Raw genomic sequence first — 15,004 nt, forward strand, 5'->3', positions numbered from 1 at the left:
CAAGGTCCGGGGCGGATGTCCGCGCCGGGCCGTAGGCTGGCCGGGTGTCCAAATCGCCGGTGAGAGCACAGGCCTAGGGGGCTGCGCGAGTGGTGGTACGTCGCGATTCCGCTGTGGGCGAACAGGGCCCCGATGGCGGTAGGGAAACGGCGAAAGCGGCAAAGCGGGCTCCGGTGAGGGGGAAACCGGCGACGGACGAGGGCACGGGGACTGCGGAGGCCCCCGGGGAGCCGGAGAAGAAGACGGCGGCGAAGCGGGCTGCAGCGAAGAAGCCGTCGGCCAAGACGCCCGCCAAGAAGACGCCCGCCAAGAAGACGTCGGCCGTCAAGGCGGCCGCCCGGAAGACGTCCGTGGGCACGGCAGCCGTCGGCAAGGCGCCCGTCAAGCGGTCCGCGCCCGCCAAGAAGGCCCCGGCCGAGGAGGCCCGGAAATCGCAGGCCGCGAAGGCGCCCGCCGTCAAGAAGGCCCCGGCCGCGAAGAAACCGCTCGTGGCCCCCAAGAAGGCCAGCGCCCCCGTCAAGGGCGTCGGTCCCGTGAAGACCCTCGTCATGCCGCCGAGGGGTGAGACCCGTACCGCCCTGGTGCGGCGGGCCCGGAGGATCAACCGGGAGCTCGCCGAGGTGTATCCGTACGCCCACCCCGAGCTCGACTTCGAGAACCCCTTCCAACTGGTCGTCGCCACGGTGCTGTCCGCGCAGACCACCGACCTGCGCGTCAACCAGACGACTCCTGCCCTCTTCGCGAGGTACCCCACTCCCGAGGACCTGGCCGCGGCCAACCCGGAGGAAGTGGAGGAGATCCTGCGCCCGTGCGGCTTCTTCCGCGCCAAGACCCGCTCGGTGATGGGGCTTTCCAAGGCGCTGGTGGAGGAGTTCGGGGGCGAGGTGCCGCGGCGGCTCGAGGACCTCGTCAAACTGCCCGGCGTCGGCCGCAAGACCGCCTTCGTCGTGCTGGGCAACGCCTTCGGCCGGCCCGGCATCACCGTGGACACCCACTTCCAGCGCCTGGTGCGCCGCTGGCGCTGGACCGACGAGACCGACCCGGACAAGATCGAGGCCGCCGTCGGCGCGCTCTTCCCCAAGAGCGACTGGACCGACCTCTCGCACCACGTGATCTGGCACGGCCGCCGCATCTGCCACGCCCGCAAGCCCGCCTGCGGCGCCTGCCCCATCGCGCCGCTCTGCCCGGCGTACGGCGAGGGCGAGACGGACCCGGAGAAGGCGAAGAAGCTGCTGAAGTACGAGAAGGGCGGCTTCCCGGGCCAGCGTCTGAAGCCCCCGCAGGCCTACCTCGACGCGGGTGGCAAGCCGGCCCCGCCCCTGGGGGCCGGATGACGCGGCGCACACGGCCCGGCCGGCGGCCCGCTCCCGGTACCGGGCACCCCGCCGGTTTCCCTGGGCACCCCGCCGGTTCCGCCTGGCAGCCCGCCGGTTCCCCTGGGCACCCCGCCGGTTCCGCCCGGCGCTACATCCCCGCTCTCCTCCCGGCGGAACGATCTGGGGCACCTCAGGCGTTGGACGCGATGGACTGGGCAGGACGACGGGGGTGGGAATGACGCGTGCGAGCCATACCCGGGGTGGCCGGGTCGCGCTCAGCGAGAAGGGGCTGCCCGCCTGGCTGGACCCGGTGGTGCGGGCCGTGGAGTCCGTCGCGCCCGGCCAGCTGAGCCGCTTCCTGCCCCCGGAGGACGGCGCGGGTCGGCAGTCCGCCGTCCTCGTCCTCTTCGGCGAGGGTGAGCACGGCCCGGAACTGCTCCTCATGGAGCGGGCGAGCTCGCTGCGCTCGCACGCCGGCCAGCCGTCCTTCCCCGGCGGCGCCCTCGACCCCGAGGACGGCGACCCCCAGGGCGACGGCCCGCTGCGGGCGGCCCTGCGCGAGGCCGAGGAGGAGACCGGGCTCGACCCGGCCGGCGTCCAGCTGTTCGGCGTGCTGCCGAAGCTCTACATCCCGGTCAGCGGCTTCGTGGTCACCCCGGTGCTCGGCTGGTGGCGCGAGCCCAGCCCCGTCGGGGTGGTGGATCCGAACGAGACCGCCCGGGTCTTCACCGTCCCCGTGGCGGATCTCACCCATCCGGACAACCGTGCGACCGCGATCCACCCCAGTGGCTTCCAGGGCCCGGCATTCCTGGTCGAATCGACCCTCGTGTGGGGCTTCACCGCGGGGCTGATCGACCGGTTGCTGCACTTCGCGGGGTGGGAGCGGCCCTGGGACCGGGACAAGCGGGTCCCGCTGGACTGGAGGTCATGACAGGGTGGGCGCCGTGCCGTGCGGTCCGGGGACCGGTGGTGACGGCGGTTCCCGCCGTACAGGCGTGCCCCGGGACAGCGGCCGGGCGGGAGCGAGCGGAATGACGAGGCGAGGCTTGAAGCGGTGAACGTGCTGGACATCCTGTTGCTGGTCGCCGCCGTGTGGTTCGCGATCGTCGGCTACCGCCAGGGGTTCGTCGTCGGCATCCTGTCGGTGATCGGGTTCCTGGGCGGCGGTCTGGTGGCCGTCTACGTGCTGCCCGTGATCTGGGACGCGCTGACCGACAACGCGGAGGTCGGCACCACCGCCGCCGTCGTCGCGGTGGTCGTGGTGATCGTCTGCGCCTCGGTCGGCCAGGCGCTGACCACTCACCTCGGAAACAAACTACGCCGCTACATCACCTGGTCGCCGGCCCGCGCCCTGGACGCCACCGGTGGCGCGCTGGTCAACGTCGTCGCCATGCTGCTGGTCGCCTGGCTGATCGGCTCCGCCCTCGCCCAGACCACACTTCCGACGCTGGGCAAGGAGGTCCGCAACTCCAAGGTGCTGCTGGGCGTCTCGGAGGCGCTGCCCGCCCAGGCCGACACCTGGTTCCAGGACTTCACCTCGGTGCTCGCGCAGAACGGATTCCCCCAGGTCTTCAGCCCGTTCTCCAACGAGCCGATCAAGGAGGTCCGGCCGCCGGACCCGGCCCTGGCGAACAGCGCCGTGGCCGCCCGCGCGCAGCGCTCCATCGTGAAGGTCACTGGTACCGCCCCGAGCTGCGGCAAGGTCCTGGAGGGCACCGGCTTCGTCTTCGCCGAGCGGCGTGTCATGACCAACGCGCATGTCGTGGGCGGCGTGGACGAGCCGACCGTGCAGATAGGCGGCGAGGGCAGGAAGTACGACGCGACCGTCGTCCTGTACGACTGGGAGCGGGACATCGCGGTCCTCGACGTGCCCGACCTGAAGGCGCCCGTGCTCCGCTTCACCACCGAGGACGCGGCCAGTGGCGACAGCGCGATCGTCGCCGGCTTTCCCGAGAACGGCGCCTACGACGTCCGCTCCGCGCGCGTGCGCGGACGCATCACGGCCAACGGCCCGGACATCTATCACCGCGGCACGGTCCGCCGCGACGTGTACTCGCTGTACGCGACCGTCCGTCAGGGCAACTCCGGCGGACCACTGCTGACACCCGACGGCCGGGTCTACGGCGTGGTGTTCGCGAAGTCCCTGGACGACGCGGAAACGGGGTACGCGCTCACCGCGGACGAGATCCAGGAGGACATCACCCGGGGCCGCACCGCCAGGCAGCAGGTCGACAGCGACAGCTGCGCTCTCTAGGCCCTGTCCGGCGCCGGACCCTGCCGGCGCGCGCCCTGGTGCCACACGTCGGGCGCGCACCGGTGCGCAGGCGTCGTTGCCGGGAGTCGGTGCGGTGCGGGGAATGATGCGGGCCCTGCCGAGGAAGGGCCCGGGCCCGGGGGAACGGGCTGTGGCTCAGCCGCGCGGGTGGCGCAGGCGCACCGAGACCCAGCGGGCCCGGCGGCGCAGGATACGCGGGATTCCCACCCTGAGTTCCGTACCTGCCATCTGCGGTGCACCGCCTCGCTGGTGGGAACCCACACCGCCCGCCGAACGGCGGTTGCGGCTTGCGTCACTGTAGTCGTGCGTCCAGCCCATACCCCGACGTCTGCCCCCGCCCCAAGGTCGATAACCACCTCACGGGCCCTCAATTGGCCTATGCGCGAGGCAATTGGCCGCTCATGGAACAGGCGTTCACACCAGCGTGCCGGAAGCGCCACCGAGAGCGATGCGGGGGCGCTGCGCAGGGCGACGCGAAGGACGCGGGGAGGACGGTGCGTCGGCCAACCGGTGGCGGTGCGGGGAGTGTTCGCCGGGTGACGGATCAGGTCCGCACCGGTCACCGGTCGGGTTCCGGATCCTTCAGCCAGTTGATCAGTTCTGTGGAGAAGGCGACCGGGTCCTCCTCGTGCGGGAAGTGACCGAGCCCGTCGAACAGCCGCCAGCGGTACGGCGCTTCCACGTACTCCCCGGAACCGGCGGCGCTGCGCGTGCGCACCACGGGGTCGAGCGAACCGTGCAGATGCAGCGTCGGCACCCGCACCGGCCGCTTCATCCGGCGGTTGAACTGGATGCCGTCGGGGCGGGCCAGGGAACGCACCATCCAGCGGTACGGCTCGATCGAGCAGTGCGCCGTGGACGGGATGCACATGGCGCGCCGGTAGTTCTCCAGCGCCTCCTCGTCCGGCGGGCACGGCCCCGACCATTCCTGGATCAGCCTGGCCACCAGCGCCCCGTCGTCCGCGGTGAGCTGCCGCTCGGGGATCCAGGGACGCTGGAAACCCCAGATGTGGGAGAGGGCCGCCGACTGCTTGACGTCGGCGAGGATGGCCGCCCGCCAGCGCCGCGGGTGCGGCATGGACGCGACAGCGAGCCGTCGGACGAGCTTGGGGCGCATCGCCGCCGCCGTCCACGCCAGGTATCCGCCCAGGTCGTGGCCGACCAGCGCGGCGTCCGGCTCGCCGAGCGAGCGGATCACCCCGGTGATGTCCAACGCGAGGTTGGCCGGGTCGTAGCCGCGCGGCGTGCGGTCGCTGCCGCCGACGCCCCGCAGGTCCATGGCGACGGCCCGGAACCCGGCGTCGGCCAGCGCGGTCATCTGGTGTCGCCAGGTCCACCAGAACTGCGGGAAGCCGTGCAGCAGCAGCACCAGCGGCCCGTCGCCCAGTTCCGCGATGTGGAAACGGGCGCCGTTGGCGGCGACGTCCCGGTGGGTCACCTCGGCGCCGCCGGGGACGTCGAGGCGCACGACCGAGGCGGGTTGCGCCGAGGGGGATTGACCCGCAGGGGTGAAGGAGCCCGTCATGAGGACGAGCGTGCCACAGCCTCGATGGCCTCGGGGGCCCGGTCCTGCGGCAGCGCGGGCCGCGGGTGCGGCTTGGCCTTCTGCAGGACACCCGCCGTCTCCTTCATCGAGGCGGCGACCTTCTGCGCCCCACGCCCCTTCTTCGCCTTCTTCGCGAAGACCACGCCGATCAGCGCGAGACCGCCCGCCACCAGCACGTTCGCCGCGAAGGACAGCAGGAAGCAGAGGGCAAGATTCCACTCGCTCCAGGTGCGGATGCCGTAGGCGAGGGCGAAGTTCAGCATCGGCAGCGAGAACAGGAGCAGCAGGCCGGCCGCGGTGAACGCGCCGCCGCTGGTCGCGCCCCGCTTGACGTCCTGCCTGAGCTGCGCCTTCGCCAGCGCGATCTCGTCGTGCACCAGCGCCGACATTTCCGCCGTCGCCGAGGCGAACAGCTGGCCGATGCTGCGTTCGGCGCCGACCGGGCTGCCGTCGGGTGCGCTCATCGCGGTCTCCCTCTTCTGCTTGCGTACTGCGTGCCGCTGCGTACGGTTCAGTCTGCCGTCCGACGGTCCGTGTCCGACTGGTTGCGTCCGACTGGTTGCGTCCGGCTGGCCGCGTCCGACTGCTTGTGCGGGCAGGCGCGGTGCCTTTCTTTTGTACCGTCTCGTCAGATCATGCCGGACCCTCGTGGTCCTCGCCTGCCCCGCCGGTCACTTCGGCAAGCGCGCGTCCCCCTCGGCGGCCTTCTCCCTGGCGATCCGCCGGTGCTCGGCGGCCTTCCGCTCGTGGATGGCTGCCATGCGCAAGTGGTACGCCGGGTCGTCCTCCTCGTAGATGTCCGGGACACCGCTGAGGTCGTCGTCGCGGTTCTCCTCCTCCCACAGCCTGCGGTACTTGGCGTTCCGTACCTTCAGCAGGACCGCCGCCAGGGCGGTGGCGATCAGTGAGCCGCTCAGGACGGCCGCCTTGACGCTGTCGGTCATCGCGGCGTCCCCCTCGAAGGCGAGTTCACCGATGAGCAGGGACACGGTGAAGCCGATGCCCGCGAGGGTGGCCACCGCGAACACGTCCGCCCAGGCAAGGTCGTCACTGAGCGAGGCCCGGGTGAAGCGGGCCGTCAGCCAGGTGCCGCCGAAGATGCCGAGGGCCTTGCCGACGACGAGGCCGAGTACGACCCCCAGCGTCTCCGGCTGGGTGAACACGTCCCCGAGCGCGCTGCCGGAGACCGCCACACCAGCGCTGAACAGCGCGAACAGCGGCACGGCGAGCCCCGCCGAGAGCGGACGCACGAGATGCTCGATGTGCTCGCCGGGGGAGTGGGCCTCGCCCTCGTGCCGGTGGCAGCGCAGCATCAGGCCCATCGCGACACCGGCGATGGTGGCGTGGATGCCGCTGTTGTACATCAGCCCCCAGACGGCGACGGCGAGCGGCACGTACACGTACCAGCCGCGCACGCCCTTGCGGAGCAGCAGCCAGAAGACGACGAGCCCGGCGACGGCACCGCCGAGCGCGGCGAAGTTCAGGTCGTCGGTGAAGAAGACCGCGATGATCAGAATGGCGAAGAGGTCGTCGACGACGGCCAGGGTGAGCAGGAAGGCCCGCAGTGCGCTGGGCAGGGAGGTGCCGATGACGGCCAGCACGGCGAGTGCGAAGGCGATGTCGGTGGCGGTGGGCACGGCCCAGCCGGCCAGGGAGCCACCGCCCGCGGTGCTGGTCAGCGTGTAGACGAGAGCCGGCGCGATCATGCCGCACAGGGCCGCGACGACGGGCAGCGCGGCGGCCTTGGGGTCGCGCAGGTCACCCGCGACGAGTTCCCGCTTGAGTTCGATGCCGGCGACGAAGAAGAAGATGGCGAGCAGTCCGTCGGCGGCCCAGTGCGCCACGGACAGGTCCAGGCCCAGGGCCTCGGGACCGAAGTGGAAGTGGCTGACGCTCTCGTAGCTGTCGTGCAGGGCGGGCACGTTCGCCCAGACCAGCGCCGTGACAGCGGCGAGGAGGAGCAGGACACCGCCGACGGTCTCGGTGCGCAGGGCGTCCGCGACGAACGTCCGCTCGGGCAGGGAGAGGCGTCCGAAAACCTTGCCGGAGGTGGAGGTGCGGGGAGAGCGGGGCGGGGCGGTCACGGGGAGTCCTTCGGTTCGCGGGCAGCGCAAAGCACCGCCGACCAGACTTCCCGGCACACCATGAGATCGCTTTTTCTTAGCTTAGCTAACGTGCTCCGGGGACGCACCCCCTGGCGAGCGGCGCTGGAGCGGCGGGAGTGCCGCGGGACGCCTCGGGGGCACCCGGCGCGTGTGACGCCGGGTGCCCCCGCCGGACGCGATCAGTCGACCCGGCCGACCGCGGCCGCCGCTCAGTCCTCGCCGGGCGCCTGGGGCAGCTTGGCCTGGATCAGATCCATCACCGTGGAGTCGGTGAGCGTGGTGACGTCACCGAGCTGACGGTTCTCCGCGACGTCCCGCAGCAGCCGGCGCATGATCTTGCCGGAGCGGGTCTTCGGCAGCTCGGCCACCGGCAGGATCCGCTTGGGCTTGGCGATCGGGCCGAGGGTGGCGCCCACGTGGTTGCGCAGCTCCGAGACCAGATCCTCGCTCTCGGCGGCCGTGCCGCGCAGGATCACGAACGCGACGATCGCCTGCCCGGTCGTCTCGTCCGCCGCGCCCACGACGGCCGCCTCGGCGACCGACGGGTGGGAGACCAGCGCCGACTCGACCTCGGTGGTGGAGATGTTGTGCCCGGACACCAGCATCACGTCGTCGACCCGGCCGAGCAGCCAGATGTCGCCGTCGTCGTCCTTCTTGGCGCCGTCGCCGGCGAAGTACCGGCCCTCGAACCGTGACCAGTACGTGTCGATGAACCGCTGGTCGTCGCCCCAGATGGTGCGCAGCATCGACGGCCACGGCTCGGTGAGGACCAGGTAGCCACCGCCACCGTTGGGCACCTCGTTCGCCTCGTCGTCGACGACGGTCGCGGAGATGCCGGGCAGCGGGGTCTGGGCGGAGCCTGGTTTCGCCCCGGTCACGCCCGGCAGCGGCGAGATCATCATGGCGCCCGTCTCGGTCTGCCACCAGGTGTCCACCACCGGGGTGCGGTCCGCGCCGATGTTCTTGCGGTACCAGATCCACGCCTCGGGGTTGATCGGCTCGCCCACGGAGCCCAGGACCCGCAGCGAGGACAGATCGAACTTCGCGGGGATGTCGTCGCCCCACTTCATGAACGTCCGGATCGCGGTCGGCGCGGTGTAGAGGATCGTCACGCCGTACTTCTGCACGATCTCCCAGAAGCGCCCCTGGTGCGGGGTGTCCGGCGTGCCCTCGTACATGACCTGCGTCGCGCCGTTGGCCAGCGGGCCGTAGACGATGTACGAGTGCCCGGTGACCCAGCCGACGTCGGCGGTGCACCAGTACACGTCGGTCTCCGGCTTGAGGTCAAAGACCGCCCAGTGCGTGTACGCCGTCTGGGTGAGGTAACCGCCGGAGGTATGCAGGATGCCCTTCGGCTTACCCGTGGTGCCGGAGGTGTAGAGGATGAACAGCGGGTGCTCGGCCTCGAACGCCTCCGGGGTGTGCTCGGTGCTCTGCCGCTCGACCAGCTCGTGCCACCACACGTCGCGGCCCTCGGTCCAGGCGACGTCCTGCCCGGTGCGGCGGACGACGAGGACGTGCTCCACGCTCTCCACCCGCCCGACCGCCTCGTCCACGGCCGGCTTGAGCGCGGACGGCTTGCCGCGCCGGTAGCCGCCGTCGGCCGTGATGACGACCTTGGCGTTGGCGTCCTGGATTCGGGTCGCCAGCGCGTCCGCCGAGAAGCCGCCGAACACCACGGAGTGCGCGGCGCCGATCCGGGCGCAGGCCAGCATCGCGATCGCGGTCTCGGGGATCATCGGCATGTAGACGGCGACTCGGTCGCCCTTGCGCACGCCCAGCTCCAGCAGGGCGTTGGCCGCCCTGGAGACCTCGCCCTTGAGCTCGGCGTAGGTGATCGCGCGGCTGTCGCCGGGCTCGCCCTCGAAGTGGATCGCCACCCGGTCTCCGTGCCCGGCCTCGACGTGCCGGTCCACGCAGTTGTAGGCGACGTTGAGCTCGCCGTCCTTGAACCACTTGGCGAACGGCGGGTTCGACCAGTCGAGCGTCTCGGTCGGCTCCTTGGCCCAGGTCAGCCGACGGGCCTGCTCGGCCCAGAAGCCGAGCCTGTCAGCCTTGGCCTGTTCATACGCCTCCGCCGTGACGTTGGCGTTCGCGGCCAGCTCGGCGGGAGGTGCGAACCTGCGTTCTTCCTTGAGCAGGTTGGCCAGGCTTTCATTGCTCACGGCATCTGCCTTTCCCAGGGTGTCCGTTGTGTCCCACGCCACAGCTCATCAGACCGGGGGGTGCGCTGACAAGGGTCGTCGGCGTATTGGTTTAGACCTGTGCGTCGTAGGGCTGGGCGCGGTTACTCCCTCCCACGGGCACCGGGGCGAGCCGGTTCAAGAGGTGTAACGGCTCTCACACCCGGACACCCGCTCACGTCGCCAGATCCATCGCGCGGACCCGGTCGAACACCTGGCGTCCGTCCGCCTCCGTGAGGAGATAGGCCTGGGCCTCGCCCACGTGGAAGTACAGCCCGTGCAGCTCCAGGGCTCGGGCCGAGAGCGCCCGGGCCACCGACTCGTGGGCACGCAGATGCTCCAGTTGCTGGATCACGTTGGTGAGGCAGAGCTCCTCCACGGCGTCGGCGGGCACCCGCCCGGCCAGCCGGGCTCGGGGTCTGCCCGCGTCGGCCACGCGCTCCAGACTCGGCAGTCCGTGCCGCAGCCACCGTCTCAGCGGGGTCGGGCCGCCCTCCGGCTCGGAGTCGAGCAGGGCCTGCATCGCTCCGCAACCGGAGTGCCCGCAGACCGTGATGGACCGGACCCCCAGGACCTCCACGGCGTACTCGATCGCTGCGGCCACCGAGTCGTCACCACTGTCCCCGCTCTCCTCACCGGGTGCCGGTACGAGGTTGCCGACGTTGCGCACCACGAACAGGTCGCCCGGGCCACTGGAGGTGATCATCGAGGTGACCAGCCGTGAGTCGGCACAGGTGAGGAACAGCTGCGTGGGGCGCTGCCCCTCGCGCGCCAGCCGGGCGAGCTCACCGCGCACCAGCGGCGCGGTGTTCCGCTGGAACGCGCTGATACCCCGCACCAGTTCATCGCCGGCGGAGTGAGGGCCGGAGGCGGAACCGGAGTGAGGGCCGGATGCGGGGCCGAAGGTGATGCCGGTGCCGGTGCCGGTGCCGGTGCCGGTGCCCGTGTCCGTGCTGGTGCTGGTGTCGATGTCCGTGCCGGAGTCGGAGGTGATGGGGGTGTCGGCGTTCGGTTCGGCGTCGTGGCCGGCATCCGTGACGCGGTGGCGCGCGGCGCGGGACGGCTGTGCCTCGCCCTCGTCGTCGGGCGTGCCAGGTGGAACGGCGGGGGGCGTCGCGGGCCGTGGACGCTCGCACTGGTGGTTGCGCCAGGCGGTCCAGGGCCGACAGCGGCAGCCGGCGTCCGGTGGGGTGGGCGCGTCCGCCCCACCGGCCGAGTCGCCGGTGAGGACCGCGGGTTCCGCGATCCGGATTCCGTTGCGGCGGCCGGTGATCTCCACGGTGCCGCCCCGCGCGGTGTGTGTGCTCCGCCAGTCCTGCAACGTCTCGTAGGCCGCGTGGTCCATGAACGATCCGTCCAACGCGACCACGACGCGGGCGCCCTGGGGCACGAGATGCAGGGCCCGGCTGAGCCGTGGCACCGCGAGGAACGTCAACTGTCCCCGAACGTGTACGTAATGGACTCCTTTCTCCTCGTCGTGCGTGATGCGGGTGCGGGTGAGGCGGTGCAGGGCGACTCCGACCGCCATGGCGATCCCGAGCGCGACGCCCTCGAGGACGCCGAGGGAGACCACGCCGAGGGTGGTGACGGCGTAGACCAGCACTTCCCGGTGGCGGGTCACCGTGCGGATGTGGTGGAGGGACACCATCTGGATGCCGACGGCCATCACCAGGGCGGCGAGCGAGGCGAGCGGGATGAGCTCCAGGATCGGGACCATCAGCAGCGCGGCGACTACTACGAGAACGCCGTGCAGCATCGTGGAGTTCCGGCTCACGGCACCCGCGTGCACGTTCGCCGTACTGCGCACGGCCACCCCGGCCACGGGCAGCCCGCCGAGGGAGCCGGAGACGATGTTGGCGGCGCCCTGCCCGAGGAGTTCCCGGTCCAGGTCGGACCGTCCGACGTGCACCGGCCCGGGGCGGGCGGCCGCGAGCTTGTCCACGGCGACCGCGCCGAGCAGCGACTGGACGCTGCACACCAGCGTGGTGGTGAGGACGGCGACGGCCAGGCCGAGCACCGGGCCCTCGGGGAACCCGGCCAGGGCGTGGCTGCTCCAGGAGGGCAGGTCGACCTTGGGCAGGACCAGCCCGGCCAGGGCGGCGATGGCGGTCGACAGCGTGATGGCGACCAGGGCGGCCGGGGCCAGACGCAGCAGGCGACCGATCCGGCCGGGGAGACGTGGCCACAGCAGCAGCGGGGCCAGGGTCAGGATGCTCACCGAAACGGCCGCCGGGTCCAGGTCCGCCAACTGGGTCGGCAGTGCGCGGAGGTTGTCGGGGACGGAGCTCTGCGGGGTACCGCCGAGGACGATGTGCAACTGGGCGACGGCGATGGTGACGCCGATGCCGGCGAGCATGCCGTGCACGATGGCGGGGCTGACGGCGAGGGCGCCGCGCGCCACGCGCAGACAGCCGAGACCCAGCTGGGCCAGACCGGCGAGCACGGTGATGACGCAGGTCGTGCGCCAGCCGTAACGCTGGATGAGGTCGGCGGTGACGACGGTGAGTCCCGCGGCCGGTCCACTGACCTGCAGCGGGGAACCGCCGAGCCGTCCGGCGACGAGACCGCCCACGGCGGCGGCGACCAGACCGGCCTGGAGCGGTGCGCCGGTGGCGAGTGCGATGCCGAGGGACAGGGGCAGGGCGATCAGGAAGACCGCGATCGAGGCCGACACATCGGCGCCCGCGATGCGGAAGCGCCGGTGCCGGACCGGTGGCGGACTCTGGGGTGGACGGGTGCGCTCGGCGCTGTCCGAGTCGGTGGCGCGGGTGGGAACGCAGGCTGACATGTCTTCCCGTCTCCTCCGGGGTGCGCGGTCGCGGAACTGTGGGGGTCCCCGCCGACGGCGGGGCGTGGCGCGGCCGTGGGGCACGGCGTCATATGGCGGGATGCGTCACTATCAGTAAACGAATCGTAATGCAGAGTAAAGGCAAGGCATAGGCTTTTCGGGCGAATGGCCTAATCAACCGCCCCTGCGGGTGAAGCCGGTATTTCGTCGGCTTGTCGTACAAATTTCTTCTCGGCTGCGTGTGAATGTGGCGGCGCGCTGTCGGCACGGCCCGGCACGGCGCGAGACATCGCCCTCATCTGGTTGGCCCGAGAGAAGGAAGAAGGTGGGCCGGACATGGCCGCCACCCACAGGATCGCCGCGGGCACCGTGATCGCCGCGGTCTGCGCCGCCTCGCTCGCCGGCTGCGGAACCGGTGCGGAGCGCTCCGAGGCCGAGCGCCCGGGGCGGGACCCGCTGAGCCAGAAGGAGGCGAAGCCGGCCCCCGCGCCGGAGAACGCGGTCCGGCTGATCGGTGACGGCTCCACCGCGTACACCGGCGCGCAGCCGAGACTGCCCCGCCCTGAGCGGCTGAAGCCGGGTCAGAAGCCCCCGCAGTTCGTCGTCTTCTCGTGGGACGGTGCCGGCGAGGACGGGCAGAAGCTCTTCTCCCACTTCCGCAAGGTCGCCAGGGAGAACAACGCGACCATGACGTACTTCCTGAGCGGCGTGTACCTCCTTCCCGAGGAGAAACGCGATCTGTACCGCCCGCCGCTGCACTCCCCAGGCCGCTCCGACATCGGCTTCAACGATCGGGACGGCATCGCCGCCACCGTGGAACAGCTGCGTCTGGCGTGGCTGGAGGGCAACGAGATCGGCACCCACTTCAACGGCCACTTCTGCGGCAGCGGCGGGGTCGGCGAGTGGTCGGTGGCGGACTGGAAGGACGAGATCGCCCAGGCCAAGCGGTTCGTCAAGAGCTGGAAGACCAACACCGGCATGAGGAACACCGCCCCGCTGCCCTTCGACTACGACAAGGAGCTCATCGGCGCCCGCACCCCCTGCCTCGAGGGCCAGAAGAACTTCATGGCGGCCGCCCGGGACCTCGGCTTCCGCTACGACACCAGCGGCGTCAACAACCAGGTGTGGCCCAGCAAGAAGCACGGTCTGTGGGACCTGTCGATGCAGCTCGTGCCCTTCCCGGGGCACTCGTTCGAGCAGCTGACCATGGACTACAACTTCATGGTCAACCAGTCCGGCACCGCCACTCAGGGAGACCCGGCGAAGCACGAGTTCTGGGGCGACCAGATGCGCGACAGTCTCCTGCAGGGCTTCCGCCGCGCCTACGACGGCAACCGTGCCCCCCTGATCATCGGCAACCACTTCGAGTCCTGGAACGGCGGCACCTACATGCGCGCGGTCGAGGAGGTCGTCGAGACGGTGTGCAACAAGCCCGAGGTGCGCTGCGTCTCCTTCCGGCAGCTCGCGGACTGGCTGGACGCACAGGACCCGTCGACGCTGGAGAAGCTGCGCACCCTGAACGTCGGCGAGCCCCCGAAGCAGGGCTGGAAGGCCTTCCTCTCCGCCAGGCCCGCCCCGGCCCCCAAGGGCGTGCCCGGGGCGAGGGGGGCCAAGGGATGAGCCGCGGGCGGTCGCGCAGGGGCGAGCCGGGGTCGAGGTGAGCCCCGGCCCGCTCGTGAGACGGCGAGCCTGGCGCCACAGGGGCGTGCGGCTCAGGCGGTGGCCGTGACGCTCTCGCCGAGCACGAAACCGGGGTCGACCTGAGCCGCCAGGTCGGCCCCGGTGCGCTCGTTGCCCCATGACCGGGCGTTCTTCAGGTGGAAGTGCACCATCTGCCGCGTGTAGCGCTCCCAGTCACGGAGCCCATAGGTGGTGTCGGCGGCAGTGTGCAGCTCGCGCAGGGCGCGGCGGTTGGGCTCCTCCAGATGCTCGAACCGGGGCGGTCGGCCCTTCTCCATGGCCCGGACCCAGTCCGAGTGCCCCACCGTCACCAGCAGGTCATCCCCGGCCTCCTCGCGGAGGAAGTCGAGGTCGTCCTGACCCTGCACCTTGTTGCCGACGACCTTCAGGGCGACGCCGAAGTCGCGGGCGTACTCCTTGTACTGGCGATAGACGGAGACCCCCTTCCGGGTCGGTTCGGCAACGAGGAACGTGATGTCGAACCGGGTGAACATGCCGGACGCGAAGGAGTCGGAGCCGGCCGTCATGTCCACCACGACGTACTCGTCGGGCCCGTCCACCAGGTGGTTCAGGCACAGCTCCACCGCTCCGGTCTTGGAGTGGTAGCAGGCAACCCCCAGGTCGGCATCCGTGAAGGGGCCGGTGACCATCAAACGGACGGCGCCACCGTCCAGTTCCACCGGCCGGGCACAGGCCTCGTAGACCGGATTGTCCTCGCGCACCCGCAGCAGCCTCGAGCCCTCGCCGGGCGGAGTGGTCTTGATCATCGTCCCGGCGGACGCGATGCGCGGGTTGGTGCCGCGGAGGTAGTCCTTGATCAGGGGCAGGTGCTCGCCCATCGCGGGCAGTGCGGCCGCCTCCGCCTCGTCCAGCCCCAGAGCTGCCCCCAGGTGCTGGTTGATGTCGGCGTCGATCGCCACGACCGGCGCACCCTGAGCCGCGAGATGGCGGATGAACAGGGAGGACAGGGTGGTCTTGCCGCTGCCGCCCTTCCCGACGAAAGCAATTTTCATGTTCACCAAGCGTAGTGGAGCGATAGCGGCAGGTGGCGACGGTGCGTGAAGAAGACCACTCCATCGTGGGGTGGGCGGCCGAGGTGCGTACTGTCGTA

The 15,004-nt window shown here is 71.1% G+C and carries 10 protein-coding genes and 1 pseudogene; 4 read left to right on the top strand and 7 right to left on the bottom strand.

Annotated features, from left to right (window positions below):
* Window positions 1-173: 173 nt before the first annotated feature.
* The 3 genes from nth to ACFYOV_RS07090 all read left to right on the top strand — a co-directional run bounded on the left by nth (window position 174) and on the right by ACFYOV_RS07090 (window position 3,570).
* The gene (gene nth / locus ACFYOV_RS07080) at window positions 174-1,334 is read left to right on the top strand and encodes an endonuclease III (protein ID WP_389083759.1); all 1,161 of its coding nucleotides are present in this window, start codon (window positions 174-176) and stop codon (window positions 1,332-1,334) included.
* Between the two features lie 217 nt (window positions 1,335-1,551).
* Window positions 1,552-2,247, top strand: a complete 696-nt coding sequence (locus ACFYOV_RS07085) for an NUDIX hydrolase (protein ID WP_389083761.1) — start codon at window positions 1,552-1,554, stop codon at window positions 2,245-2,247.
* A 123-nt stretch (window positions 2,248-2,370) separates the two neighbouring features.
* Window positions 2,371-3,570, top strand: coding sequence for a MarP family serine protease (locus ACFYOV_RS07090; RefSeq protein ID WP_389083763.1), 1,200 nt, complete (start codon window positions 2,371-2,373; stop codon window positions 3,568-3,570).
* Between the two features lie 156 nt (window positions 3,571-3,726).
* On the opposite strand, the gene ACFYOV_RS07095 is transcribed toward ACFYOV_RS07090, so the two are convergent.
* The 6 genes and pseudogenes from ACFYOV_RS07095 to ACFYOV_RS07120 form a co-directional block, all read right to left on the bottom strand.
* On the bottom strand, window positions 3,727-3,909 hold the full coding sequence (locus tag ACFYOV_RS07095; RefSeq protein ID WP_389083766.1) for a hypothetical protein: 183 nt from the start codon (window positions 3,907-3,909) through the stop codon (window positions 3,727-3,729).
* Between the two features lie 241 nt (window positions 3,910-4,150).
* The gene (locus tag ACFYOV_RS07100) at window positions 4,151-5,116 is read right to left on the bottom strand and encodes an alpha/beta fold hydrolase (protein ID WP_389083768.1); all 966 of its coding nucleotides are present in this window, start codon (window positions 5,114-5,116) and stop codon (window positions 4,151-4,153) included.
* The gene (locus tag ACFYOV_RS07105) at window positions 5,113-5,601 is read right to left on the bottom strand and encodes a phage holin family protein (RefSeq protein WP_389083770.1); all 489 of its coding nucleotides are present in this window, start codon (window positions 5,599-5,601) and stop codon (window positions 5,113-5,115) included. The genes ACFYOV_RS07100 and ACFYOV_RS07105 overlap by 4 nt, the downstream gene beginning before the upstream one ends.
* A gap of 169 nt (window positions 5,602-5,770) precedes the next feature.
* Window positions 5,771-7,221 (bottom strand): annotated as a pseudogene (nhaA, locus tag ACFYOV_RS07110) (Na+/H+ antiporter NhaA).
* A gap of 230 nt (window positions 7,222-7,451) precedes the next feature.
* On the bottom strand, window positions 7,452-9,407 hold the full coding sequence (gene acs, locus ACFYOV_RS07115; RefSeq protein WP_389083773.1) for an acetate--CoA ligase: 1,956 nt from the start codon (window positions 9,405-9,407) through the stop codon (window positions 7,452-7,454).
* A 193-nt stretch (window positions 9,408-9,600) separates the two neighbouring features.
* Window positions 9,601-12,213, bottom strand: a complete 2,613-nt coding sequence (locus tag ACFYOV_RS07120; RefSeq protein WP_389083775.1) for a SulP family inorganic anion transporter — start codon at window positions 12,211-12,213, stop codon at window positions 9,601-9,603.
* Between the two features lie 336 nt (window positions 12,214-12,549).
* Between ACFYOV_RS07120 and ACFYOV_RS07125 the strand changes: the two genes are divergently transcribed.
* Window positions 12,550-13,833, top strand: a complete 1,284-nt coding sequence (locus ACFYOV_RS07125; RefSeq protein ID WP_389083778.1) for a hypothetical protein — start codon at window positions 12,550-12,552, stop codon at window positions 13,831-13,833.
* A 92-nt stretch (window positions 13,834-13,925) separates the two neighbouring features.
* Here the strand turns inward: ACFYOV_RS07125 and ACFYOV_RS07130 are convergent, their stop codons facing one another.
* On the bottom strand, window positions 13,926-14,906 hold the full coding sequence (locus tag ACFYOV_RS07130; protein ID WP_389083780.1) for an ATP-binding protein: 981 nt from the start codon (window positions 14,904-14,906) through the stop codon (window positions 13,926-13,928).
* Window positions 14,907-15,004 lie beyond the last annotated feature (98 nt).

The sequence above is a fragment of the Streptomyces sp. NPDC005931 genome (assembly GCF_042871235.1).
In the GTDB taxonomy this organism is placed as follows: Bacteria; Actinomycetota; Actinomycetes; order Streptomycetales; family Streptomycetaceae; genus Streptomyces.

Coding starts and splice junctions, on each gene's coding strand:
- ACFYOV_RS07085 (WP_389083761.1), top strand. CDS start 1,552: ATGACGCGTGCGAGCCATACCCGGGGTGGCCGGGTCGCGCTCAGCGAG.
- ACFYOV_RS07095 (WP_389083766.1), bottom strand. CDS start 3,909: ATGGGCTGGACGCACGACTACAGTGACGCAAGCCGCAACCGCCGTTCG.
- ACFYOV_RS07100 (WP_389083768.1), bottom strand. CDS start 5,116: ATGACGGGCTCCTTCACCCCTGCGGGTCAATCCCCCTCGGCGCAACCC.
- ACFYOV_RS07105 (WP_389083770.1), bottom strand. CDS start 5,601: ATGAGCGCACCCGACGGCAGCCCGGTCGGCGCCGAACGCAGCATCGGC.
- ACFYOV_RS07120 (WP_389083775.1), bottom strand. CDS start 12,213: ATGTCAGCCTGCGTTCCCACCCGCGCCACCGACTCGGACAGCGCCGAG.
- ACFYOV_RS07125 (WP_389083778.1), top strand. CDS start 12,550: ATGGCCGCCACCCACAGGATCGCCGCGGGCACCGTGATCGCCGCGGTC.
- ACFYOV_RS07130 (WP_389083780.1), bottom strand. CDS start 14,906: ATGAAAATTGCTTTCGTCGGGAAGGGCGGCAGCGGCAAGACCACCCTG.